A 22,631-nucleotide genomic window follows, 5' to 3' on the forward strand; every position below is an offset into this window, starting at 1 on the left:
GACGGGGCTTTGAACTGATTTAATTCAAACACCCCGATATTTTTAACAGCGTAATTTGTTAAGCGCTTATTTTAGCACAAGCGAACGAAATTAACGATTCTGCCAAATACTTAAATCGCCTTTTCTGGTCGAAACATAGAGTTGGTTCTCGATAACACGTAATGTATTAACTTCACCACTTGTTTTTGAACGACCAATTAATTTACCTGTTGCTGGTTCAACAAGATGCAATACGCCATCTAAATCACCTACAACAAGATCTTGTCCTAGCACAACTGGATTACTTAAATGACGGTTTAACAAACTATCATTTTCCCAGATTTTTTCACCAGACGCTAAATCGTAAGCTGTTAACTTACCATCTGTTGAAGAAACAAATACTTTATTGTCATAAACTTCAGGACGTTTAGTACTGCTCGAATCTTCACTCCAAACTACGCGTTGAGAAGCAAGATCGGTTACAGTCACTTGACCTTGGAAACTAGTCGTTACCATAAATTGTCCAGCTACAGTAGGATCACCTTCGATATCAACCAAACGCTGAATATCAGAACGACCTTCGCTGACTGCAACACGACGTTGGAAACGTGGAATACCACTAATGGTATCAATTGCATAAACATACGCATTCGCAGATGCAATTAATACAGTACGAGGATCAAGGCTCACCGGTGATGCTTGACCACGCAAACTAAATTGTACATTTGGTAATTTATAAGCCCAAACTTGTTGGCCTGAAGCAGCATCATGTGCAAATACAGTACCGTCATTCGCAACAGTGATAACACGTCCAGATTGAACCAAAGACGGGCTTAACAATGCGCCCGATAACTGTGCAGTCCACTTCTGTTCGCCTGTTGCCTGATCTAGTGCAAAAAGTTGCCCTTTACTATTACCAACAACCACAATTCCTTCAGCAGCTTCAACACCAGAGCTCAAGCCTAATTTGCTGACTTTTTTCTCCCAAATGCGTTGTTTACCACGATATGCAGCTACTTCGCCTTTTGGATCAAGCGTGAAAACCACACCGTCACTTGCATCAAGTTGTAAGCGTAATGGATCAGCCTTATCAGTAGAAGAAACATTACGCGAAAACACTGGCGTTAAGGTCTTTTTCGACTCGGTCAATTTCGGTAGCGGATTAGGTTTAACTTCTTTTACTTTATTACTCGAACATCCCACCAGTACAGCCGATGCGATTGCAATTGCCAAAGGCAGTTTGAATTTATGATTCATTAAGACTCTTCCACCTGTGTTTCCAAAATTGGGCGCTCAATCTGTGGATCTTCAACTAAAACGCCAACACTTTCGAGTTTAATTTGTAAAATTTGTCGCTCTTGTTTACGTTCTAGTAACGAATTCCAAGCTGCCTGATACGCTTTTTTAGCAGAATCAACATCTTTCTTAGCAACAAAGATATCACCACGTAACTCTTCTACCGTTGCTTTAAATGCAGGATCGACGTTACCAGACAGGGTTTTTAGTGCTTCATCATATTTGTTTTGTGCCAATTGTGCATCTGCTAAACGCAATTTTACAACCTGAATCAAACCTTCATCTTTTACTTTTGAATTTTCAACTTTCTTTAATGCTTTTTCGGCAGCAGCATAGTCCTGTTTTTCATAGGCTAATTTTGCTAATACAAACTGAGTCTGTATTGCCTGAACAGAGTCGATATCATCTTTTACAATTTTATCTGCCGATGCAGTTACCGAAGTTAAGGCATTAGGATTATCGGCACTTGCATTTGCTTCATCCATTAACTGCTGTACTTTTGCAGTTTCTACCTGACTAGTTGCCAGATTCTTTTTCTGCCAATATGTCCACCCGAAAAAGGCAATCAACGCAATGAGAATTCCGCTAATCATGGCAGAACCATATTTTTTGGCGAACGACTTTAAGCTGTCGAATTGTTCTTCATCACTTACGCTCATGTGATTGTCCTTTTCCAGATGTTTCAGTTTATTTTGTAAATTTTTGGATTAAAAATGGTACGAGATCAGCAATTGCGACTTGTGACTGTTCAGCTGTTGCGAGTTCTTTTACTGCAAGCTGCTGTGCATCCCACTCTCGTTCCCCTAAAATCAAAGCAAAGATTGCTCCAGCCTGATCAGCTTTTTTCATCTGGCTTTTCATGCTGCCTTGCGAACCTGTTTTGATTCGAATACCGCTATTAGCAGCTTCTAACTGGTCACGTAATTGTTCCGCTAAAATCAAAGCGTTCGTTTGATAAGCAGGTTCTGCAACCAAAAAGACTTCACAATCACGAATAACTTCGGCCTGTTCAACTTGCTCAAGCAGAAGTAATAAACGCTCCATACCCATCGCAAAACCAACAGCTGGTACAGATTGATCCGGCTTACCTTTTAACTGGCCAACTAAACCGTCGTAGCGTCCACCAGCACATACTGTACCTTGCGAACCAAGTGCCGTAGTCGTCCATTCAAAAACAGTCTTGTTGTAATAATCCAGACCGCGTACCAACTTCTGGTTAATTACAAACTGGATACCAGCAGCAGTTAAATAGTCTTGTAACTGCTTAAAATGATCCAAACTATCTTCTTTTAAGAAATCATGCAATTTCGGTGCATTTTCCAGAATTTTCTGGGTAGATTCAATTTTAGAATCTAAAATGCGTAATGGATTTGTTGTTAAGCGACGCTGAGAATCTTCATCTAACGCATCTTTATGCTCGTTTAAAAAAGCAACCAATGCATTGCGGTATTCTGTACGCTCATCAGCCTCACCTAAAGTATTCAACTCAAGTTGAACCTTATCAGCAACACCCATACGTTTCCATAAGCGTGCAGTCAACAAAATTAATTCGGCATCAATATCAGGTGTTGCTACGCCAAAAGTTTCCACGCCAAACTGGTGAAACTGACGGTAACGGCCTTTTTGTGGCTTTTCATAACGGAACATAGGTCCCATATACCACACACGCGGTGTAGCACCACGCAACAAATTATGTTCAAGCATCGCGCGAACACAACCAGCCGTACCTTCTGGACGTAAGGTTAACGACTCAGGTGGATTACCTTTGTCAAAAAAGGTATACATTTCTTTTTCAACAATATCGGTTGCATCACCAATGGTACGTTTAAACAAGCCCGTTTGTTCAATAATCGGCAAACGAATTTGTTGATAACCATAAGCATCCATTAAAGATGCTAAATATTGCTCGAGACGTCTCCACGCTACTGTTTGCGTTGGTAAGACGTCATTAAAACCTTTGATTGCGACAATTGAACTCATGATGAACTACGAATAATTTCTTTAGATTTAGCTTCTTCAAGCTCTTGGACACGTTGACGAACCATTGTTTCGATTTCATCAACCAATTGATCGGTATCGATTAAATGGCTTTTCTCACCATTACGATAAACCAATGAACGAGGCGCTGCCCCGACCACTCCGATATCTGCTTCTTTCGCTTCGCCCGGGCCATTTACTTTACAGCCAATCACGGACACGTCCATTGGAGTACGAATATCTTCTAAACGTTTTTCCAAAGATTGCATCACCTGAATAACATTAAACTCTTGGCGTGAACAGCTTGGGCATGCAATGAAGTTAATGCCATTAGAACGCAAACCAAGTGATTTCAAAATATCAAAACCAATCTTGATTTCATCTTCTGGTTCGGCAGCAAGCGAAATACGCATCGTATCGCCAATGCCTTCCATCAACAAACCGCCCAATGCGATCGCCGATTTAACCGTACCCGTACGATAAATACCAGCTTCGGTTACGCCAAGGTGTAATGGATTGTCAATTTGTTGAGAGAGTAAACGATAAGCATCCATTGTTAAAAACACATTAGATGCTTTTACGCTTACTTTAAATTCATGAAAATCAAGACGGTCTAAAATATCGATATGGCGTAGTGCTGATTCAAGCAATGCCTGACCTGTAGGCTCACCATATTTTTTTTGTAAATCTTTTTCTAAAGAACCCGCATTAACACCAATACGTATAGAAATGCCATGATGACGCGCCGCAGCAACGACTTCACGAACTTTCTGGTCGGATCCAATATTACCTGGGTTAATGCGTAAACAGTCTGCACCATAATCTGCAACTGCCAAAGCAATTCTATGGTCAAAATGAATATCGGCAACCAATGGTACTGAAACGCGCTTACGAATTGCGCCAAATGCCTCAGCAGCCTCCATAGACGGGACCGAAACACGCATAATATCAGCACCTGCTTCGACGCAACGCTCAATTTGAGCCACTGTTGCATCAACATCGCAAGTTTCAGTGTTTGTCATACTTTGCACACTAATAGGTGCATCGCCACCGACATACACCGACCCAACACGGATTTTGCGTGTTGGTCGACGTTTAATTGGGTTCTCTATCATTGTATCGCTCAACTCATGGTATTAGCGGGATAAACGGAATTCAGCTTTACCGTTTACCGTATATGGAGACAATGAAATCTGTTCTTGGTTTAAGCTTAATGACACAGCAGTTGCATCATCAAGACGAATCTGGAATGGTGACTCACCATTTAAAGTTAAAGTTGATGACTGACGACCAGTCGCCAAAACTTTACCTGTTGCATCCACAATATGAACAGAAGTTGGTCGGTTAAAGTTTAGCACCAATTGATCACCCACTGTTGTGGTGGTATCTCCTTTCATAGGTAAAACTTCAACATTAGATTGATTTACTTTAGGTAAATCAGCATCTTCTTTCTTTGAAGTCCATTTTTGAATACCCATAACAATCAATGACACAACAGCAATAACCAAAATTGCAAGCAGTGCGCGCTTTAACCATTTCTTATTACGATCACTATTAGAACCAGGAAGTTTACCCATGATTTTAATTGGCGAATTATTTAAGGCATGGTTCGGTAAAAGCCCGGTATCATTTGCATAAATCTCATCAAAGCGCTGAATAATTGCCGTCGCATCTGTATTTAGATATTTCGCATATGAACGGTAATAACCCTTGATAAAAGTCGCTTCTGGTAATGACTTATAATCATCTTGCTCTAAAGCAGTTAGAGTTTTAACTGGCATGTTTAAATCTGAGGAAACTTGCACTAACTCTTTATTTTGAGCAACCCGAATTTGACGTAAATACTCACCAGGACGTTGAATATTTCCTAAAGCAGAAGTCGGTAAGCTTGAGCCAGTTGGCTGCTGTGAATTAGGATTTATTTCCATACGGCCTCAGTACTATACTGTAATTGCAAATAACGTTGATATTCTGGACTTTCCGGGAACAAGGCACGTAATTGGTTTACTAACACTTGCATTCCCATTTTATCCGCATTGGCTCGAGCCACTCTTACACCAATCCAAAGTGCTCTTGCACCCTGATTTTTCTGCCCCACTGTACGAACATATTGCTCATACATTTGTGTAGCAGCCGGAACCTGCTGCTGCAAATAAAAAATTTCCGCTAACTCTAACATTGAAATATAAGAGTCGCGGTTAGCAAGGAGTGCTTGTTTGAATGTTTTTTCAGCACTCGCAACATCACCCAATTTTAAATAAATACGACCTAGATTTTCTAACGCCTGATAGCGTTGATCATAACCTAATGTTGTGCCAGCAATGCGAAATTGCTCGATCGCATCATTATAGCGTTCCATTTGGTATAAATAAGTACCATAGTTATTATGTGCTTGAGCATTATCTGGTTCAGATGAAATTGCTCGTTTAAAATAATGTTCTGCTTTTTCTAAGTTCGGCTTACTACCTTCTTGCTGTAGTAAAATTCCCATCATCATATTTGCCGCTGCATCACGGCTATCTACACTTAAAGCTTGATCAAGCGCTCGCTTTGCTGAATCCAAGTCACCCGAACGGATATGTTCAGCAGCAAGTTGTGTACGCACCTTTACCGCTTTTTCTGGGTCTTTTTTTTGCACATGCGTTGTTTGGCAACCACTTGCCAAAAGCGCAACTGCAACCCCCATACAAAATACCGTTTTTAACTTTGGATTACTCAAAGCCTGCCCTCAATTTTACCCTTGTGTACGCAAAATCTCTTGACGCTGTGTGACTTTTTTCTGCCACTGTTCAGCACGACGCGTTCTATCAGCCACTTGACCGACTAACTGTCCACATGCAGCATCAATATCATCACCACGTGTTTGACGAATCGTACACACAAATCCAGCATCAGACAAAGTTTTTTGGAACGAGATAATTCGATTTCGGCTTGAGCGACCATATGGTGCATGCGGGAACGGATTAAATGGAATTAAATTAATTTTACTTGGTAAGTTTTTTAATAATTTAATCATTTGCTGTGCATGTTCAGGATGATCATTTACACCCTCTAACATCACATATTCAATGGTCACATGTTTACGTGAACTTTCATTACCATCTTTGGCAATATAACGCTGACATGCAGCAATTAACTGAGCCAATGGATATTTTTTATTAATTGGTACTAATTCGTTACGTAATTCATCGTTTGGTGCATGTAAAGAAATTGCTAAAGCAACATCAATGTCTTTTGCAAGTTGATCAATTTTCGGTACAACACCCGACGTTGATAAAGTCACACGGCGCTTAGACATGCCATAGGCAAAGTCATCAAGCATAATCCGCATTGAGCTTAATACGGCATCATAGTTGAGTAATGGCTCACCCATACCCATCATCACGACATTGGTCACTGAACGTTCACGCTCAGCAACAGGCACTTCTTCCATATAAGAATAGTTTGCCATCCAGAGTTGTCCAATGATTTCATCTGGCGTTAAATCGCGTTGGAAACCTTGTTTACCTGTTGAACAAAATGAACAGTCCAATGCACAACCCACTTGTGATGAAATACACAAAGTTTTGCGCAAGCCTGTTTTATCTTCAGCAGGAATTAATACCGTTTCAACCAAAGAACCCGCACCATCGCCCACACGAAAAACCCACTTACGTGTACCATCTTTTGAATAGTGACGGTGAACAACTTCAGGAGCCTTGACTTCACAAATCTGTTCAAGCTTCTCACGTAATTTTCCTGAAATATTGGTCATTTCAGCAAAATCAGTAATGAAGTATTGATGTATCCATTTCATGACCTGACCGGCACGAAACTTTTTTTCGCCAATATCTTCAAAGAATTTTTCTAATTCCGGACGAGACATGCCGAGTAAATTCACTTTATTTTCGGCAGCAGGCATGACCAGCGTGGACGAAGATTGCTGCTGTCCATCAAGATTTTCAGATGAAACGACCTCTGCAGAACTCATGTGTATTTACCTAAACCATGTCAAAAAACTGAAGATATTGTTCAAGAATCAAACAATATTCTCTTGAGAGAATAAAAAAACCAGATAAGTAGTATACCACTTATCTGGTTTGAATGCTTTCGATTAACGAGTGCGTGGGCAGATCTCGTTGTCAGCAAAGAAGTAAGCAATTTCACGCTCTGCAGAAGCAACTGAGTCAGAACCGTGAGCAGCGTTTTCATCGATGCTTACAGCAAAGTCAGCACGGATCGTGCCAGGAGCTGCTTCTTTAGGGTTTGTAGCGCCTAAAATTTCACGGTGTGCAAGAACTGCATTTTCGCCTTCAAGAACAGATACTACAACTGGACCAGAAGTCATGAATGCAACTAAGTCACCAAAGAAACCACGTTCTTTATGCTCAGCATAGAAACCTTCAGCATCAGCTTGAGAAAGGTGTTTCATTTTAGTCGCAACAATTTTTAAACCCGCTTTTTCAAAACGAGCAAAAATATCACCGATGTGGTTTTTAGACACTGCATCAGGTTTTACGATAGACAAAGTACGTTCAATAGCCATGAGTGGCTCCTTTATTTTAAGATTTAAACTTTAAAAAATTTGCCGCATTATACCGATGTCATAGGCAATAATCAGCTTTGTATGTGTAAAAGTTGCGATTTTTTCTACTGTTTTTAGCGAACTTCGTCTATCCAGGCCATTTGGATCCCTTCTAGCAATCCTTCTGTCGATTTATTTGGGTCATCACTGAAATCTGGTAATGCACATACCCATGCGTGTAAATCGGTAAAACGGATCCATTGCGGATCAACTTCTGGATGTGCTTCCGACAATTCAATCGCAATTTCAATCGTATCTGTCCAACGTAAGCCCATAGCGGCTCCTATCTGTTTAATCTGCTAAATCACGAACTGTGTACTTTAGCAAATCCACAAACCTAATCGATAGCTTAAGCTGATAAAAATTACCGATGTTTATAAAGCGATGTTCAATAGCGGAGCCATAAAAATAATCATACTTGCGACTGCCGCACCAATGAGCGCACCGACAATCACATCACTTGGGTAGTGAAGACCAAGCACCATACGAGACAATGCAACAAGCACCATGAAAGGAAACATCGCCGCAAGCAGCGCAGGCTGGATATAACCTAAAACTATCGTGACCATCACGGCATGAAGTGTATGGCCAGATGGGAAACTGAAATGATCAAGTGGTCTTTCACCGAGCACAATTACCTGATGCACCTGATAAGGACGCGGTCGTGTTGTTTTATGTTTTAAGAATTTATAGATCGCTGTCCCAACAGAACCACCTAATAACAAGTAGATGATTTGCAGGCTATAGGTAATGCCTTGCATCCCCCACACGATTGCCAGCATGAGATACCAAAATGGACCATCACCCACACGACTGATGATTTTGAAAAAAAGGGCAACACGTTGTGAGTGAGAGAAATTATTAAGATATAAACAGCCTCTCAAATCTAAATCGAGTATTTTTATTTTTGCATTCTTAAGTTTCATGGTCATTCTCCTATTTTAGGATACTTAGGTGAAGTCCACCAAGGGCTCCTTCACTACCTGATAAAATGCCTGCTCCAATTGCTGAACCGGGAGTTGCCAACCGCTTTGCTGTACTTTATGACAGGCTTGTACGCCCATTTCTCTAAGTTGTTGTACTGAAGGAAGCTGATAAATTTGTTGTATAAAGTGGTTTTTTTGTCCAAGTGGGCTTAACCAGCCATTCACACCATGGGTTAAATATTGATGTGCACATGCATAATCATACGCGATAACGGGCAAACCGCTTGCCATCGCCTCTAAAACTACGTTACCAAACGTTTCAACTTGACTCGCAAATACGAATACATCTGCACTCGCATAGGCAGCTGCCAAATCTTGACCTCTCAGACTTCCAGTAAAGATAACACCCTTCGCTTCAGGCAATGACTTTAAACGAGCAAAATCTGGGCCATCTCCCACAATCACTAATTTAGTTTTATGTGGAGGAACAGTTTGTAAGTTGGCATAACTTTCAATGAGCACTTGCACTTCTTTTTCTGGTGACAAACGCCCCACATAAAGCATAACGCGCGTATTCTCATCGGCGTCCCATTGTTTTCGCAAATTTTCAGAGCGATGCTTTGGTGAAAATCTTGTTGTATCTACGCCGCGCCCAACAACAACCAACGGGCAAGTAATACCAAAACCACGTAACGCTTCTTGTGTATCTTTACTCGGCACACAGGTCACTTGAGTATTGTTGTGAAACCAGCACAGGTATTTTTGAATCGGCTTTACTAAAAAAGCCAAATCGAAGAATCGACTAAAATCTTGAAAGGGTGAATGAAAGCCGCTAGAAACCGGAATAGCTTTTGCTTTTGCGGCCTGCATGGCAGTTAAGCCTAAAGGACCTTCTGTCACAATGTGGACTACATCTGGCACAAACTTTTCAAAAGCTTTCGATACTTTTAAATATTGTGGCCAACCAAACTGCAAAGTTGGATATTTCGGAATAGCCTGCGACATCACCAAACATTCTTGCTCTGGCGTAAAGTCATGGCATTTTGCTTTTTGTTCTGGGCGAATCAATAAAATCTTATGCCCCTGTTTTTGTAAACCTTGACATAATTGTAATAATGAAAGTGCCACACCATTAATTTCAGGTGGCCATGTTTCGGTAACAATCGCAATTTTTAAACGTGGGCGAACCAAATCGTGCAACGAATGCGTATTGGATATCTGCTGCTTTTGTTTAAAAAAGAATTGGAAGCTTTCAGGAAGTTGCTGTTGTTTTAATAGTGCTGTCGCGTATGAGCTTTGCATAGCGCCATCCATCAATGTATTTATTTTCATGCTTAAATATTAAGCAGTTTTTTTGACACTTTGATGATAAATGCATGACAGTTTACTGACATGAAAAATAAAAAAGCACACTGATGACAGTATGCTTTTCTCTTAAAACTTAATAACGCTTAGCGATTTTGCAATTTTGCATAGTCCATGAGTACATTTGCAGCTTCAGTCACAAAAGTTTCCTCTTCTGGCAATGCAGGACGTTGTGAAGCTTTCATTTTAGCGCGAGATTCAGCTAGAGCATCTAATGAAGCTTGATAGCTTTCCCAGTTTGCAAAAGGCTTTTGACCACTTGCTGCACGGCGTTCATTTTCTGCGTCTAGAGTCTGTTTCTCTAAAGCAAGTAATTCCGCACGGCGCTTATCAATATCAAGTACAACTTGCTTTTGCTCACTTGTAGCCTTAGCAATTGCAGTACGTTTATTCAAATATTTAAACTGCGGATCAGCACTTACACGTTGTTCAGAAAATTGAGATAACTTTGTGACATAAGGTTGAACAGAACCTTCACGTTTAAATGGCGCTGTAGGAATAGTGTCCCACTTCAACGCATTCTTCGATTTACGCTCACCAAACTCTTCGTTATAGATATCGACGAGTTTAATGTCAGGCACTACACCTTTATTTTGTGTACTACCACCGGTAATACGGTAGAACTTACGCTGAGTTAAAGTCGCTTGACCGTATGCCAGAGTATCAAGTTGTACCTGAGCTGTACCCTTACCAGTTGTTGTACTACCAATAATAATACCGCGCTCATAGTCTTGGATTGCAGCAGAGTAAATTTCACTTGCAGATGCAGATGCCAAGTTCACCATGACAGCAAGGGGGCCAGTGTAAATTTGTTGACCACCATCGTTATCTTCAAAAACGCTTACGTTGCCATTACCATCACGAATTTGGACTACTGGACCAGACTTGATTACCTGACCAAGCATACGTGCAACTTCTTCTAATGAACCACCTGGGTCATTACGCAAATCAATGATAATACCTTCTACTTTCTTCGCTTTTAACGCTTCAAAAGCATTTGCAGTATCTTCAGAAACTGAACGGTATTGTTGGCCCGCGCGACGTGAACGATAGTCAAAATAGAAAGATGGAATTTCAATCACACCCAACAGATGCTTTTTACCATCGCGGTTAACTTCAACTGTACGTGAACGGACACCTGCATCTTCTTCTTGAATCACATCACGCACTAACGTCACATTACGCGCCTGACTCATTGATGCTCCAGCACCAAGAAGTTTTAAAGTTACTTTCGTTCCGCGTTTACCACGAATGAGTCCCACAATTTCAGAACTTGTCCAACCAACCACATCAATCATTTTCTCGCCCCCTTGAGCGACACCAATGATTCGATCTCCTGACTTCACTTGACCAGACTTACTTGCAGGACCGCCTTCTACAATAGTTTCAATCTTGGTGTAATCTTCGTTGCCACGCTCTGGACGAATCGATACCCCAATACCTTCTAATTGCAAAGTCGTTTGGCGATTAAGTTCTATCGCATCAATTGGCGGGTAATAATTACTATGTGGATCATAGGTCGCCAACATTGCATTTAATGTTTTGTCCAAAACATCATCGCTTTTCACGCGACTAATTCTTTCAAGCTGACGTGTATAACGTTTAGTTAACGTCTGAGCTGGTGTTAAATCTTCTGGGCCAGTTAAGTCTTGACCATCAGCAAGTGAAGGATTCTCTTTAAGCGCTTTTTGTTTAGCCTGCTCTTCTTCACGGCTAATGGTTAAGTTGATTAACTGTGAAGCCAACATTTTGCGCCAATGATTTTGTTGCTCAGCCGTAGTTTTGAAATACGGTGCTTTTTCACGATCAATTTCAATATAGCTATTTGGCTGTTTTAGATTTTGCTGCTGTTTCAACTCAGTCAACATGAACTCATAAAATTGTTTTAAGCGTTCACGATATTGCTGATGAATTGCAAATGGCCCCGTTAAATTCCCCGATTTTAATGAAGCACCGAAATTTGAACCGTATAGTTTTTTATAGTTTTGAACTTCAGTGTCTAAAAATAATGAGTGATCTGGATCAAGGCTGTCTAAATACATATCTAAAATGCGATTTGATGTTGTCGCATCCAGACGCATATTTAAATAATGTTGCCGATCAACTAAAGTTGCCAGTTGGCGGGCCACCAAAGCCTGTTCTTGCGTTGGCTGGATCGATTGAGAAACCACAGCAGTATTCGTTGCTGCTCTCGCTTCGTTCATCGTATGAGAGAAGAATAAACCGCCAGTCGCGATCGCTACTGCACAAGCTATAGTTTGAAGTTTCATAAATTCTTAATACTTCCTTGGGTGTTCCTATCTTACATGCTCTGTTTTCGATATGAACTAAGCAGATTCAAAATCTTAACCAACTAAATTGTTTATACCGTGTAGTTTTATCATATTCTGTACTGACAAAATGTAGCAAAACATTGCAAAATTCGCTTATTGTTTTTTATCAAAATTCAAATGGAACCAATATGATTGGCGCATTGATGCTGGATATCGCCGGCACAGAACTTACTCAAGAAGATATTGAACTATTACGCGCTCCGCAAGTCGGTGGCATGATTTTATTTGCACGAAATATTGAATCTCCACAACAAGTCCGTGCTTTAACAGACCACATGCGTCAAATTCGTCCAGATATTTTAATTGCTGTCGACCAAGAAGGTGGTCGAGTTCAGCGCCTAAGATCTGGTTTCACCTTATTACCGGCCATGGGCCGTTTTGGTGAACTCTATATTACCCAACCTCAAAAAGCACTTGAACTGGCCGAACAGTGTGGCTGGCTCATGGCAACTGAAGTCCTTGCTGTCGGTATCGATTTTAGTTTTGCACCAGTGTTAGACCTCAATGCCATTAGTGACGTGATTGGTGACCGAGGTTTCTCTAAAAACATTGAAGATATCGCACCACTTGCTGGCGCATTTATGCAAGGCATGAAAAAAGCCGGAATGGCAAATACGGGCAAGCACTTCCCAGGTCATGGTTCAGTGAAAGCAGATTCTCATGTCTCAGCTGCAATTGACAGCCGTAGCTATGACGAAATCTATAATCATGACATGCAAAGCTTTATCAAGCTCATGCCTCAGCTTGATGCACTTATGCCTGCACATGTCATTTATGATCAGATTGACCCAAATCCAGCTGGTTTTTCTCCTTTCTGGATTCAAGAAGTTCTACGCAACCGTTTGAAGTTTGATGGTGTACTTTTCTCTGATGACTTAAGTATGCAGGCCGCATGTGTAGCAGGTGGTGCAGATGCTCGTATTCAAGCAGCTCTTTCTGCGGGTTGTGATATGGGACTTGTGTGTAACGACCGAAGTGCGGCATGCACAGCACTAGAAGGTATCGAAAAACTTGCACTGCCAAACCAAGAGCGTTTAGAACGTATGCGCGGTCAAATTCCACAAATTCAGATTGGTGAAACCTTATCGCTTGGAAATGAGTGGCAAGCTGTCAGAACAGCCATTGAAGAGTTTAAGAATTCGTTTTAAGTTGACTTAAGCACATATTTGACTGATGGTTCAAATCATCAGTCAAATCACACAAAAACAATAAACCGAGTTCAGGACGAATGACACAACAACTTTCAAAACACCGCCACATCTCTTTTACAGCCCACTATACGGGTTATATCTGGTACCAAATGGGGATCTCTCACGAAGCACTTGCCACAACCAAAGGAAAATCACTGGCATATTTGGTTCACCCGATAGAATCTTGGGCGGAGAAATATGTGGGTGGCAGCATGCGCACTACACTCAAACAACGCCACACGATGCTTGATCATCATTTAGAGAAGTTAATTCAAGAGAATCCTGATCTACAAGTCCTTGAAATAGCATGTGGCCTATCCCCTCGCGGATGGTGGTTTAGACAGCATTACCCTTCAATTACCTATCGGGAGCTTGATTTACCCGATATGGCACAAACCAAACAAAATGCACTTCAGCAAATTGAACAAAATGCGCCCGAAATTTTATCAGTTGATTTATTTACAGAAGCTTTTGCACAAGCATTTGAGGTATTTGATCTGAACCGTCCATTAGTTGTAATAAGTGAAGGTTTAATTAACTATTTTGATAAAGATTTATTAAAACAACTGATTCAATCAATTGCTCACTATGGCGCTTCTTTTAAAAAGCTTCACTATTTAACTGACCTTTACCCTGAACCTGTTAAAAATAAACTCGCCAGCATTATCTGGAACAGTAGTAAATTACTTAAATTAATGTCGCGCAGCTCTTTTAGTTTTCACTTTAAAAGCCCTCAGGAAGTTCAAGACTTTTTTGAAGATGCAGGGTTTGGTCAAGTTAGTGTTGAACAGCCACAAATATTCTTTGGGCAAGTTTCATCTGAGGCTCATGAACAGCATTTAGGTGATCTAGTCTGGACCATTCATGCTCAAACAAAATAATAAAGATAAAAAATGGAAGCTCGTATTAAACGGGCTTCCAATTATAAGGATTAAATTAAACGGTTTGTTTTTGACGAGTAATATAACGGCTTAAACGATCAGCTAGCTCAAAACTACCATGTTTGAACAAAGCTCGAATACCTTGATCTGTACTTTCAAAAATTAAGCACTCAATTGCAAAAGTACCCTCTTCATCTTCTAAATGCAGTGCCAAGTCACGTGGATAATCGTTCACAAAATCAAGCTGCGAAATATCATCCATTTTTAAATACATACCAAAGAATGTGACATCAACGATCGTCACTGGCACCTGTACATCAGATTCGCGATGAGTAAGTTGAGTTTTTGGCTGCAAAACTCGAACTCGTTCTTCACCACGGCGTTCCATCTTTTGCATTTGTTCACGTGTCATGGGAATAATACCATCCAGATTTTGGATAGATTCCCCTTTCAAGAAAGTGGTGAACAAACTCATGGTTTCTTTACGGCGCTGCAACTGAGGTACATGGTCAGCATTTGCAATAAGTGCAAACTCCATGTCAGGACATTGCAACGCAAAATTTGCATTTTCATGAGGCAAAGTAAAACTATCGTACTGACCTGCTGCAACCAGCGTTTTACAATCTGGAATGGGTACATCCGTTAAACGCAAAAGACGATTACAGTTAATTTCATAACGCTCTCGCTCTGTGCCTGTAAACTCAGCCATTTGCCTAAAAAATAATTTTTTAGCTGTAGGTGACATGCGAGTTTTATCTAATTTGGCATGATTAACCAAATACAAAATCACAGCTTGCCCAAACTCTTCCATGCGGTTTTCTTGCATGAGCTTAAGCGACTCTTCCAAAATCATTCGCCAACTTTTTCGGGTCTTTTGCATAACGCCCATTAAAATCATGCGGTCCATTAATTCTGGACGATGATAAGCGAAGCAAGATGCGATTACCGATCCCAAAGACATTCCCATAACAGAAACTTTTTGTAGTCCGACAATATCTAGCCAGCGCCCCAACATTTTAGACAAATCAGGTAGCTCTAAAGTACCCGCAGATACTCCTGTGTCCCGATTGGTAATTTGCTGATTTGCGCCCATCGAAGGTAAATCGATTAAAATGACCGGACCGCTTTCAAATAATTGTTCAACACAATATTTATAAGAATTAAAATTCTGGAAAGCACCGCCCACAATCACAATTGGCGTATTGTGAATCGTTTTTGGATCGGCAATCGCCATATATTCAATTTTCCAGCCGTCAATCCATGTTGTCCGAGCAGGTTGTTTAAAACTATCTCTATGGTAGATATCGAAAAAGCCAAAACCGGCATAAGCTTGGTTGATCTCCGAATCCATTTGAATAATGGAATTCATATCCTTGCTTCCTCCTTGCTGTAATTTTTTTATGCTGCAAGAGTTCCTTCTTGAACACGTAATCTTTTATGCACAAAACTTTAAAATTTGTATTAGTTTGTATTGCACAATAACATTCTAAACAATTGTGTGAAATATACGCAATCGCTCAAATGACCGCTCATCTTGTTTAAGTCGCTAATAGTTTGCAAAATATTTAAATGTTTTTTTATGGCGGTCACATTTTTCCAAAAAAGCCATTCATTGTTCCGCATTTGACTGCTACTATCTTACGCATTGGTAAATGATTAAAAAATGCTATGCAAGACTCAATTGAACAATATATGCAACAGGTGGGACAACAAGCACGTCAAGCTTCTCGTGTTTTAACAAGTGCCTCTACCTCACTAAAAAATCATGCTCTCTCTGCTATTTATACTGCTTTAGAAAATAATCAGGCAGAAATTTTGGCAGCGAATCAAATCGACATGGATAAAGGTCGCAGCAATCAGCTCGACAGCGCATTGCTTGATCGTCTTGAACTTACACCCGCACGTTTTAAAGGAATGTTGCAAGGTTTAAAAGATGTGATCGCACTTGTCGATCCTATTGGGGAAATTACTGATCTTGCATATCGCCCCACAGGCATTCAAATTGGCAAAATGCGTGTGCCTTTAGGTGTGGTTGGAATGATTTACGAATCACGTCCAAACGTAACCCTTGAAGCTGCATCTTTAGCGATTAAATCTGGTAATGCTATTATTTTGCGTGGTGGTTCAGAAGCACTAGAGTCAAATAAAGCAATTGCTGAAGCAATTAAGCATGGCTTAACAGTTGCTGGCTTACCTGAACATTCAGTGCAAGTTATTAGCACTTCTGACCGTGCGGCTGTTGGTCACCTCATTACCATGACTGAATATGTGGATGTGATTGTTCCACGCGGCGGCAAAAGTTTAATTGAGCGTGTAACCAATGAAGCGCGCATTCCAGTCATTAAGCATCTTGATGGCAACTGCCATGTATTTGTTGAGGCGCAAGCAGACTTGCAAAAAGCTTTACCAATTACCTTAAATGCCAAAACTCACCGTTATGGCGTTTGTAATGCGATGGAAACGCTGCTCGTTGATGAAAGAATTGCAGACGTTTTCTTACCACGCATTGCCGAGCTTTATGCAGAAAAACAAGTTGAGCTCCGTGGCTGTCCAGAAACACGCCGTATTTTAGGTGCATCTGTAAAACCTGCGACAGAAGAAGATTGGTATACCGAATATTTAGGGCCAATTCTTGCAGTTAAAGTTGTTAGCGGTATTGATGAAGCAATTGACCATATCAACAAATATGGTTCACATCACACTGATGCAATTGTGACTGAAAACTATACTTTGGCCCGTCAGTTCTTAGCTCGTGTAGATTCGAGTTCAGTGGTTGTCAATGCATCAACTCGTTTTGCTGATGGTTTTGAATATGGCTTAGGTGCAGAAATCGGTATCTCTACCGATAAAATTCATGCGCGTGGTCCAGTAGGTTTAGAAGGCCTAACTTCTCAAAAATGGATTGTGTTAGGTGACGGCCAGATTCGCCAATAATCGAGCTAAACCAAAAAAACGCCTGATATTGATCAGGCGTTTTTGTTTCCATCATTCAGTATTTTTAGGATTATTATTCCTGACACACATCACTAATCACACCAAGTTTCTGCATCACCTGCGTAACAATTTGCTCAGGGGTCAATATAATATCAATGGTAATCGCTTCATTTACATCTGGCTCTTCTAATGTATCAAGCTGAGTCTGCAATAACGATGGATCAAAGAAATGACCTGCCCGCTCAGCAAGACGTTGCTGTAGCAATTCATATGACCCTTTTAAATATACAAACTGCACATTCTGGTCATATCCACGTAAAATATCTCGGTAAGCACGCTTCAATGAAGAGCAGGTAAACACTGCCGTCTCACCTGCCTGCTGTTTCTCTTCAATAGCCTTACGAATCGCGTGTAACCAAGGTAAGCGGTCTTCATCAGTCAAAGGGATACCTTGACTCATCTTACTTTTATTTGCAGCTGAATGCAGTGTATCTCCATCGAGAAACTCGCAAGCCAGATGCTCCGATAGCAACTCACCAATCAGCGTTTTGCCTGTTCCACAGACACCCATTGCAATCACAATCATGGATCACTTACCTCTAATTATAAAATAGTGCTAAGCAGTAGCGTGAAAGATAATCCCAACACCGAAATGATCGTTTCCAATACCGACCAAGTTTTGAGTGTCTGCCCCACGGTCATACCGAAATATTCTTTGATTAACCAGAAACCCGCATCATTTACATGTGAGAAAACTAATGAACCTGAGCCTGTGGCAAGTACCAAAAGTTCAGGTCTAACTGCAACACCTGCCGTGGCTGCAATCGGAGCAACAATACTACAAGCAGTAGCCATAGCAACCGTTGCCGAACCTGTTGCCAAACGAATCAATGCTGCAACTAACCAGCCCAACAATAACGGTGATAAATTTGCCTTCAAGGCTGTAGAAACGATCTCATTAGAAATACCACTGTCACGTAAAATACCGCCAAAACCACCACCAGCACCGACAATCAACATAATTCCGGCAATAGAAGCTAAACATCCGCCACAGAACTTTTCAATCTGTTCCCGATTAAAGCCCTGCATGGTACCAAAGGTAATAAAGCTGACCAGCACGGCAATCAGCAATGCGATATCAGAAGTACCAATAAAACGTAGTAAATCGTTTGCGAAAGTTTGTGGTGCAAAGAAAAGATCAGCCCAACTTCCGATTAACATTAATACGACAGGCAACATAATCGTAAATAAGGTAATTCCAAAGCTTGGTAGCTCACGAGTTTCTTTCTTATCTACCTCAACAAATTGCTTAAACAATGGATTGTTCTCAGGCAATTTGACATATTTGTTGATCCATAGCGCATACAACGGCCCTGCCACAATGGCAGTTGGTACGCCCACCAACAAACTGTAGGCAATCGTTTTACCAATATCAGCGTGATATGCCTGTACTGCCAATAACGCAGCTGGATGCGGTGGAATTAAGCCATGCACAACCGACAAACCTGCGACCATCGGCAAACCAACAATCAGTAATGATTTACCTGTTCTTTTTGCAATATTGAATGCGATTGGAATGAGTAGAACGAAACCTACTTCGAAAAATACAGGAAGACCAACAATAAGGGCAATAAACATCATGGCCCAGTGAATATTTTTCTCACCAAACCATTTAATTAAAGTAATTGCTATTCGCTCGGCACCACCTGACTCGGCCATCATTTTACCGAGCATGGTTCCCAGTGCAATCACAATCGCAAGGTGACCCAAGGTTTTGCCAGTACCAGCTTCATATGACTTAACAATGTCGCCCATTGGCATGCCAACAGCTAAAGCTAAACCGAGTGAAACAATAATAAGAACCAGAAATGGATAAATTCTGAACTTCGCGATCATGACAACCAATGCAATAATCGCGATTACAGTGTAGATAAGCAACATGCCACCCTGAACCGTCTCCATGTGACACTTCTCCTTGGAATAATGCTATTTAGGCAGACTGCCCAAACAAAGGTCTTCAGCCACAGTAATTCCTACTGTTAAGACACTAATTTCTTATATTTAGGTGTGACCAGCACTTACTGGTCACATCGACGCAATCACTAAAGCACAACAAATGCACTTCATTTTTTATAAATATTAACTACATTTACAGTGCTCTCAACTGACTAGCCACTTGAGCTAAACGAGTAATTTCAGCCCAGTCTTGTGTAGCTACAACAGATTTAGGTGTTAACCATGACCCACCCACACAAACTACGTTTGGTTGTTTTAAGAAATCTGGCGCTGACTCCGCCGTAATTCCACCTGTAGGGCAAAAACGTAAGTTTGGAAATGGACCATAAAAGGCTTTTAGCATCTCAACTCCACCCGCTTGCTGAGCTGGAAAAAACTTTACAATCTCATAGCCTAATTCAATTGCCTGAATCAGATCACTTGGTGTCATCACACCCGGTAATAAAGGCAAGCCAGCATCTTGTGCAGCCAAATGCAGATCTTTAGTCAAACCCGGCGACACACCAAATTGAGCACCTGCTTTTTTAGCTTGAGCACAATGTTCTGGTTTGGTAATTGTTCCTACACCCACCACAATGTCATCTGCCAACTGGCTCGCACGCTCAATAGCAGCAAGACCAGCAGCGGTACGCAACGTAATTTCTAATACTTTCACACCACCAGCGTGTAGAGCACGTGATACATGTTCACCTTGCTCGGCAGAATCAAATGCCAATACGGGAACAACTGGACCTAATTTGACGATATCTTCAATTTTAATCATTATTTTTCAGTTCCTTTGATTCAAATCTGCTCTGGAGCAGTTTCACCAACCAGTGCACCAAATACAGATGCCCCATGTTCAGCTGGCGCAGCAGCAGCACGGAACACACCAAATAATTCACGGCCAAAGCCAACTTCGTTTTCTGCCTGATGTTCTGGCTGTGCAACAGGGCGTGACTGCCAAACAGCTTCATCTAGCTCGACATCAAGCACGCCAGCTTCAGCATCAATAACCAACATATCTCCTGTTTGAACTTTGCCAATCGGACCGCTCAATAATGCTTCTGGAGATAGATGAATCACCGCAGGAACTTTGCCTGAAGCACCAGACATACGGCCATCGGTCACTAAAGCAACATGAAAACCTTGGTCTTGTAAAACACCTAACACAGGAGTTAAACGATGTAGTTCTGGCATACCATTAGCGCGTGCGCCTTGGAAACGAACGACTGCAATAAAGTCTCGATGCAACTCACCACGATCAAACGCTGCTTGCACGGCTTCTTGAGAATCAAACACAATTGCTGGCGCTTTAACTTTACGATGTTCTGGTGCAACAGCAGAAATCTTGATTACACCACGGCCTAAACGTCCTTGCATTAAACGCAAGCCACCATCTGGTTGAAACGGCGCATCAATGCTACGCAAAACTTTGTCATCAAGACTTTGAACCACACCATCGACCCAAGTAAGCTTGCCATCAATCAGTTTTGGTTCTTTGGTGTAATGTTGTAAACCTTTACCAGCCACTGTAGTTACATCGTTATGCAACAAGCCAGCTTCAAGCAAATTACGAATGAGGAAAGCAACTCCACCCGCAGCCTGAAAATGGTTTACATCGGCTTTACCATTTGGATAGATTTTTGCGAGCAATGGAACAACAGCCGACAATTCATCAAAGTCGTCCCAGTCAATTAATATTCCAGCAGCACGAGCAATCGCAATAAGATGCAAAGTATGATTCGTTGAACCGCCTGTTGCGAGCAATGCCACAATGCCGTTTATAATCGCTTTCTCATCAACAACATGACCAATCGGTGTGTAGTTTCCGCGCTCAACGGTTAAATCAAGTACACGAATCGCAGCTTCTGCAGTGAGTGCATCGCGTAATGGTGTGTGAGGATGAACAAATGCAGCACTTGGAAGGTGTAAACCCATCACTTCCATCAGCATCTGGTTACTGTTAGCCGTACCATAAAATGTACATGTACCTTGTCCATGATAGGCAGCTGACTCAGCCTCTAGCAGAGCATCTCGGCCAACTTGACCAGTTGCAAATTGCTGACGAATTTTAGCTTTATCATCATTAGACAAACCACTAGTCATTGGGCCAGCCGGCACAAAAATAGTAGGTAAATAACCGAACTGCAAAGCACCAATCAATAATCCCGGCACGATCTTATCGCAAACACCCAGACATAAAGCTGCGTCGAACATGTTATGAGACAATGCAATAGCGGTACTCATTGCAATTGTTTCACGAGAGAACAATGATAGTTCCATGCCAGCATTACCTTGAGTAATACCGTCACACATCGCTGGCACACCGCCAGCAAACTGTGCTACACCACCATTTTCACGAGCGGCTGTTTTAATTAGATCTGGAAATGTTTTATAGGGTGCATGAGCCGAAAGCATTTCGTTATATGAAGATACAATCCCAATATTTGGCTCACGACCTACTTTAATAATTAATTTTTCATTATCTTCCATGCTGGCAAAACCATGAGCCAGATTGGCACATGAAAGTGCGCCACGAGCAGGAAATTTGCCTTGTGCATGTTCAATACGTTGTAAATATGCAGAACGAGTTTTTTGACTACGTGCGATGACACGCTCGGTAACTTTTGCCAGTATAGAATTCGGCAAGTCCATGCAGGACGCTCCTGTACAACCGGATAAGCCGGGAAATAAAAATAAACCAAATGATATATTTTTATGATCATTTGAAAAAGGATGAACAATATTATTCAGGCAAAAAGCGACATGCAACCCCAGCCAATGCTGCTGTAATGACCTCAGCACAAAGCTTAACGGTAGAGCAAGCTTAGGTTTGAGACAGAAAGCCCATTTAAAATTTGGATATATTTATGCTGAAACCAAACTTTGGTAAATACGGGAAAATTATTGTAATATCAATACAATAAAATATATTTAACAATATATAAATGATGAGCTTTTCACTCTAGTTTTTAGTTTTAATAAGTCCACTTTTTATTCTTTTTAATTTCCATTAATACCCCTAAATCTGAATTTCAATTACGTATATTATTTGTAATATATTCTTAAAATTTAATTTAAGGAGTTTGCTCGTCCTTTTATTAAAGGATCGACCTCTGGCTCTTAAAATACATATTTGGTTCAGGTTTTATTTTTCATAAAAATATACAAAAAACTGATCGATTCCT

The 22,631-nt window shown here is 41.0% G+C and carries 21 protein-coding genes; 4 read left to right on the forward strand and 17 right to left on the reverse strand.

What is annotated here, in order from left to right; genetic code table 11:
- Positions 1-90 precede the first annotated feature (90 nt).
- From bamB to KTH84_RS11590, 12 genes are all read right to left on the reverse strand, one after another.
- Positions 91-1,236 carry an outer membrane protein assembly factor BamB gene (gene bamB, locus KTH84_RS11535; protein ID WP_133975450.1) on the reverse strand — a complete coding sequence of 382 codons (1,146 nt, stop codon included), beginning with the start codon at positions 1,234-1,236 and terminating at the stop codon, positions 91-93.
- On the reverse strand, positions 1,236-1,934 hold the full coding sequence (locus KTH84_RS11540; protein ID WP_042894820.1) for a YfgM family protein: 699 nt from the start codon (positions 1,932-1,934) through the stop codon (positions 1,236-1,238). The genes bamB and KTH84_RS11540 overlap by 1 nt, the downstream gene beginning before the upstream one ends.
- A 28-nt stretch (positions 1,935-1,962) precedes the next feature.
- Entirely contained in the window at positions 1,963-3,255 is a 1,293-nt protein-coding gene (gene hisS, locus KTH84_RS11545) for a histidine--tRNA ligase (protein ID WP_133975452.1), read from the reverse strand.
- Positions 3,252-4,367 carry a flavodoxin-dependent (E)-4-hydroxy-3-methylbut-2-enyl-diphosphate synthase gene (gene ispG / locus KTH84_RS11550; RefSeq protein ID WP_133975454.1) on the reverse strand — a complete coding sequence of 372 codons (1,116 nt, stop codon included), beginning with the start codon at positions 4,365-4,367 and terminating at the stop codon, positions 3,252-3,254. The genes hisS and ispG overlap by 4 nt, the downstream gene beginning before the upstream one ends.
- A 21-nt stretch (positions 4,368-4,388) precedes the next feature.
- Positions 4,389-5,180, reverse strand: coding sequence for a helix-turn-helix domain-containing protein (locus KTH84_RS11555; RefSeq protein ID WP_262473193.1), 792 nt, complete (start codon positions 5,178-5,180; stop codon positions 4,389-4,391).
- On the reverse strand, positions 5,171-5,971 hold the full coding sequence (pilW, locus tag KTH84_RS11560) for a type IV pilus biogenesis/stability protein PilW (protein ID WP_262473194.1): 801 nt from the start codon (positions 5,969-5,971) through the stop codon (positions 5,171-5,173). Before pilW ends, KTH84_RS11555 begins: the two co-directional genes overlap by 10 nt.
- 15 nt (positions 5,972-5,986) lie before the next feature.
- Complete coding sequence (gene rlmN, locus KTH84_RS11565; RefSeq protein WP_262473196.1) at positions 5,987-7,222, reverse strand: 23S rRNA (adenine(2503)-C(2))-methyltransferase RlmN; 1,236 nt, start codon at positions 7,220-7,222, stop codon at positions 5,987-5,989.
- A 123-nt stretch (positions 7,223-7,345) separates the two neighbouring features.
- Entirely contained in the window at positions 7,346-7,777 is a 432-nt protein-coding gene (ndk, locus tag KTH84_RS11570) for a nucleoside-diphosphate kinase (protein WP_003654870.1), read from the reverse strand.
- Positions 7,778-7,890: 113 nt separating this feature from the next.
- Positions 7,891-8,091 (reverse strand): Fe-S cluster assembly protein IscX, encoded by a 201-nt coding sequence (iscX, locus tag KTH84_RS11575; RefSeq protein WP_069036256.1) that lies wholly within the window; start codon positions 8,089-8,091, stop codon positions 7,891-7,893.
- 99 nt (positions 8,092-8,190) lie between these two features.
- Positions 8,191-8,742, reverse strand: coding sequence for a phosphatase PAP2 family protein (locus tag KTH84_RS11580; protein WP_316249455.1), 552 nt, complete (start codon positions 8,740-8,742; stop codon positions 8,191-8,193).
- A 24-nt stretch (positions 8,743-8,766) separates the two neighbouring features.
- On the reverse strand, positions 8,767-10,056 hold the full coding sequence (locus KTH84_RS11585) for a glycosyltransferase family 4 protein (protein WP_262473345.1): 1,290 nt from the start codon (positions 10,054-10,056) through the stop codon (positions 8,767-8,769).
- Between the two features lie 137 nt (positions 10,057-10,193).
- Positions 10,194-12,377 (reverse strand): carboxy terminal-processing peptidase, encoded by a 2,184-nt coding sequence (locus KTH84_RS11590; RefSeq protein WP_133975462.1) that lies wholly within the window; start codon positions 12,375-12,377, stop codon positions 10,194-10,196.
- 191 nt (positions 12,378-12,568) lie between these two features.
- On the opposite strand from KTH84_RS11590, the gene nagZ reads away from it, so the two are divergent.
- Positions 12,569-13,588: a beta-N-acetylhexosaminidase gene (nagZ, locus tag KTH84_RS11595; RefSeq protein WP_262473202.1), complete on the forward strand. Its 1,020-nt coding sequence runs from the start codon at positions 12,569-12,571 to the stop codon at positions 13,586-13,588.
- An 80-nt stretch (positions 13,589-13,668) separates the two neighbouring features.
- Complete coding sequence (locus tag KTH84_RS11600; protein ID WP_262473203.1) at positions 13,669-14,511, forward strand: class I SAM-dependent methyltransferase; 843 nt, start codon at positions 13,669-13,671, stop codon at positions 14,509-14,511.
- Between the two features lie 55 nt (positions 14,512-14,566).
- On the opposite strand, the gene KTH84_RS11605 is transcribed toward KTH84_RS11600, so the two are convergent.
- The gene (locus tag KTH84_RS11605) at positions 14,567-15,880 is read right to left on the reverse strand and encodes an alpha/beta fold hydrolase (protein WP_262473204.1); all 1,314 of its coding nucleotides are present in this window, start codon (positions 15,878-15,880) and stop codon (positions 14,567-14,569) included.
- Between the two features lie 299 nt (positions 15,881-16,179).
- On the opposite strand from KTH84_RS11605, the gene KTH84_RS11610 reads away from it, so the two are divergent.
- Positions 16,180-17,445: a glutamate-5-semialdehyde dehydrogenase gene (locus tag KTH84_RS11610; protein WP_133975468.1), complete on the forward strand. Its 1,266-nt coding sequence runs from the start codon at positions 16,180-16,182 to the stop codon at positions 17,443-17,445.
- A 73-nt stretch (positions 17,446-17,518) separates the two neighbouring features.
- Here KTH84_RS11610 and KTH84_RS11615 read toward each other — a convergent pair whose 3' ends face one another.
- The 4 genes from KTH84_RS11615 to edd all read right to left on the reverse strand — a co-directional run bounded on the left by KTH84_RS11615 (position 17,519) and on the right by edd (position 22,098).
- Positions 17,519-18,031 carry a gluconokinase gene (locus KTH84_RS11615; protein ID WP_042894800.1) on the reverse strand — a complete coding sequence of 171 codons (513 nt, stop codon included), beginning with the start codon at positions 18,029-18,031 and terminating at the stop codon, positions 17,519-17,521.
- 17 nt (positions 18,032-18,048) lie between these two features.
- Positions 18,049-19,407: a gluconate:H+ symporter gene (locus KTH84_RS11620; protein WP_042894797.1), complete on the reverse strand. Its 1,359-nt coding sequence runs from the start codon at positions 19,405-19,407 to the stop codon at positions 18,049-18,051.
- Positions 19,408-19,594: 187 nt separating this feature from the next.
- Positions 19,595-20,224: a bifunctional 4-hydroxy-2-oxoglutarate aldolase/2-dehydro-3-deoxy-phosphogluconate aldolase gene (gene eda / locus KTH84_RS11625; protein WP_133975470.1), complete on the reverse strand. Its 630-nt coding sequence runs from the start codon at positions 20,222-20,224 to the stop codon at positions 19,595-19,597.
- A 20-nt stretch (positions 20,225-20,244) separates the two neighbouring features.
- A complete protein-coding gene (gene edd, locus KTH84_RS11630; RefSeq protein ID WP_262473206.1) occupies positions 20,245-22,098 on the reverse strand; it encodes a phosphogluconate dehydratase in 1,854 nt (617 codons plus the stop codon).
- A gap of 50 nt (positions 22,099-22,148) precedes the next feature.
- Between edd and KTH84_RS11635 the strand changes: the two genes are divergently transcribed.
- On the forward strand, positions 22,149-22,274 hold the full coding sequence (locus KTH84_RS11635; protein ID WP_262473208.1) for a hypothetical protein: 126 nt from the start codon (positions 22,149-22,151) through the stop codon (positions 22,272-22,274).
- Positions 22,275-22,631 lie beyond the last annotated feature (357 nt).

The organism is Acinetobacter sp. WU_MDCI_Abxb74 (assembly GCF_025513915.1).
Taxonomy (GTDB): domain Bacteria; phylum Pseudomonadota; class Gammaproteobacteria; order Pseudomonadales; family Moraxellaceae; genus Acinetobacter; species Acinetobacter calcoaceticus_C.

Excerpts from the sequence above, each read along its gene's own strand:
- ispG (WP_133975454.1), bottom strand. The coding sequence starts at position 4,367 with ATGATAGAGAACCCAATTAAACGTCGACCAACACGCAAAATCCGTGTT.
- KTH84_RS11555 (WP_262473193.1), bottom strand. The coding sequence starts at position 5,180 with ATGGAAATAAATCCTAATTCACAGCAGCCAACTGGCTCAAGCTTACCG.
- ndk (WP_003654870.1), bottom strand. The coding sequence starts at position 7,777 with ATGGCTATTGAACGTACTTTGTCTATCGTAAAACCTGATGCAGTGTCT.
- KTH84_RS11540 (WP_042894820.1), bottom strand. The coding sequence starts at position 1,934 with ATGAGCGTAAGTGATGAAGAACAATTCGACAGCTTAAAGTCGTTCGCC.
- KTH84_RS11620 (WP_042894797.1), bottom strand. The coding sequence starts at position 19,407 with ATGGAGACGGTTCAGGGTGGCATGTTGCTTATCTACACTGTAATCGCG.
- KTH84_RS11580 (WP_316249455.1), bottom strand. The coding sequence starts at position 8,742 with ATGAAACTTAAGAATGCAAAAATAAAAATACTCGATTTAGATTTGAGA.
- hisS (WP_133975452.1), bottom strand. The coding sequence starts at position 3,255 with ATGAGTTCAATTGTCGCAATCAAAGGTTTTAATGACGTCTTACCAACG.
- KTH84_RS11615 (WP_042894800.1), bottom strand. The coding sequence starts at position 18,031 with ATGATTGTGATTGCAATGGGTGTCTGTGGAACAGGCAAAACGCTGATT.
- KTH84_RS11610 (WP_133975468.1), top strand. The coding sequence starts at position 16,180 with ATGCAAGACTCAATTGAACAATATATGCAACAGGTGGGACAACAAGCA.
- KTH84_RS11600 (WP_262473203.1), top strand. The coding sequence starts at position 13,669 with ATGACACAACAACTTTCAAAACACCGCCACATCTCTTTTACAGCCCAC.
- KTH84_RS11590 (WP_133975462.1), bottom strand. The coding sequence starts at position 12,377 with ATGAAACTTCAAACTATAGCTTGTGCAGTAGCGATCGCGACTGGCGGT.
- bamB (WP_133975450.1), bottom strand. The coding sequence starts at position 1,236 with ATGAATCATAAATTCAAACTGCCTTTGGCAATTGCAATCGCATCGGCT.
- iscX (WP_069036256.1), bottom strand. The coding sequence starts at position 8,091 with ATGGGCTTACGTTGGACAGATACGATTGAAATTGCGATTGAATTGTCG.
- KTH84_RS11585 (WP_262473345.1), bottom strand. The coding sequence starts at position 10,056 with ATGGATGGCGCTATGCAAAGCTCATACGCGACAGCACTATTAAAACAA.
- KTH84_RS11635 (WP_262473208.1), top strand. The coding sequence starts at position 22,149 with ATGATATATTTTTATGATCATTTGAAAAAGGATGAACAATATTATTCA.
- rlmN (WP_262473196.1), bottom strand. The coding sequence starts at position 7,222 with ATGAGTTCTGCAGAGGTCGTTTCATCTGAAAATCTTGATGGACAGCAG.
- eda (WP_133975470.1), bottom strand. The coding sequence starts at position 20,224 with ATGATTAAAATTGAAGATATCGTCAAATTAGGTCCAGTTGTTCCCGTA.
- edd (WP_262473206.1), bottom strand. The coding sequence starts at position 22,098 with ATGGACTTGCCGAATTCTATACTGGCAAAAGTTACCGAGCGTGTCATC.
- KTH84_RS11605 (WP_262473204.1), bottom strand. The coding sequence starts at position 15,880 with ATGAATTCCATTATTCAAATGGATTCGGAGATCAACCAAGCTTATGCC.
- nagZ (WP_262473202.1), top strand. The coding sequence starts at position 12,569 with ATGATTGGCGCATTGATGCTGGATATCGCCGGCACAGAACTTACTCAA.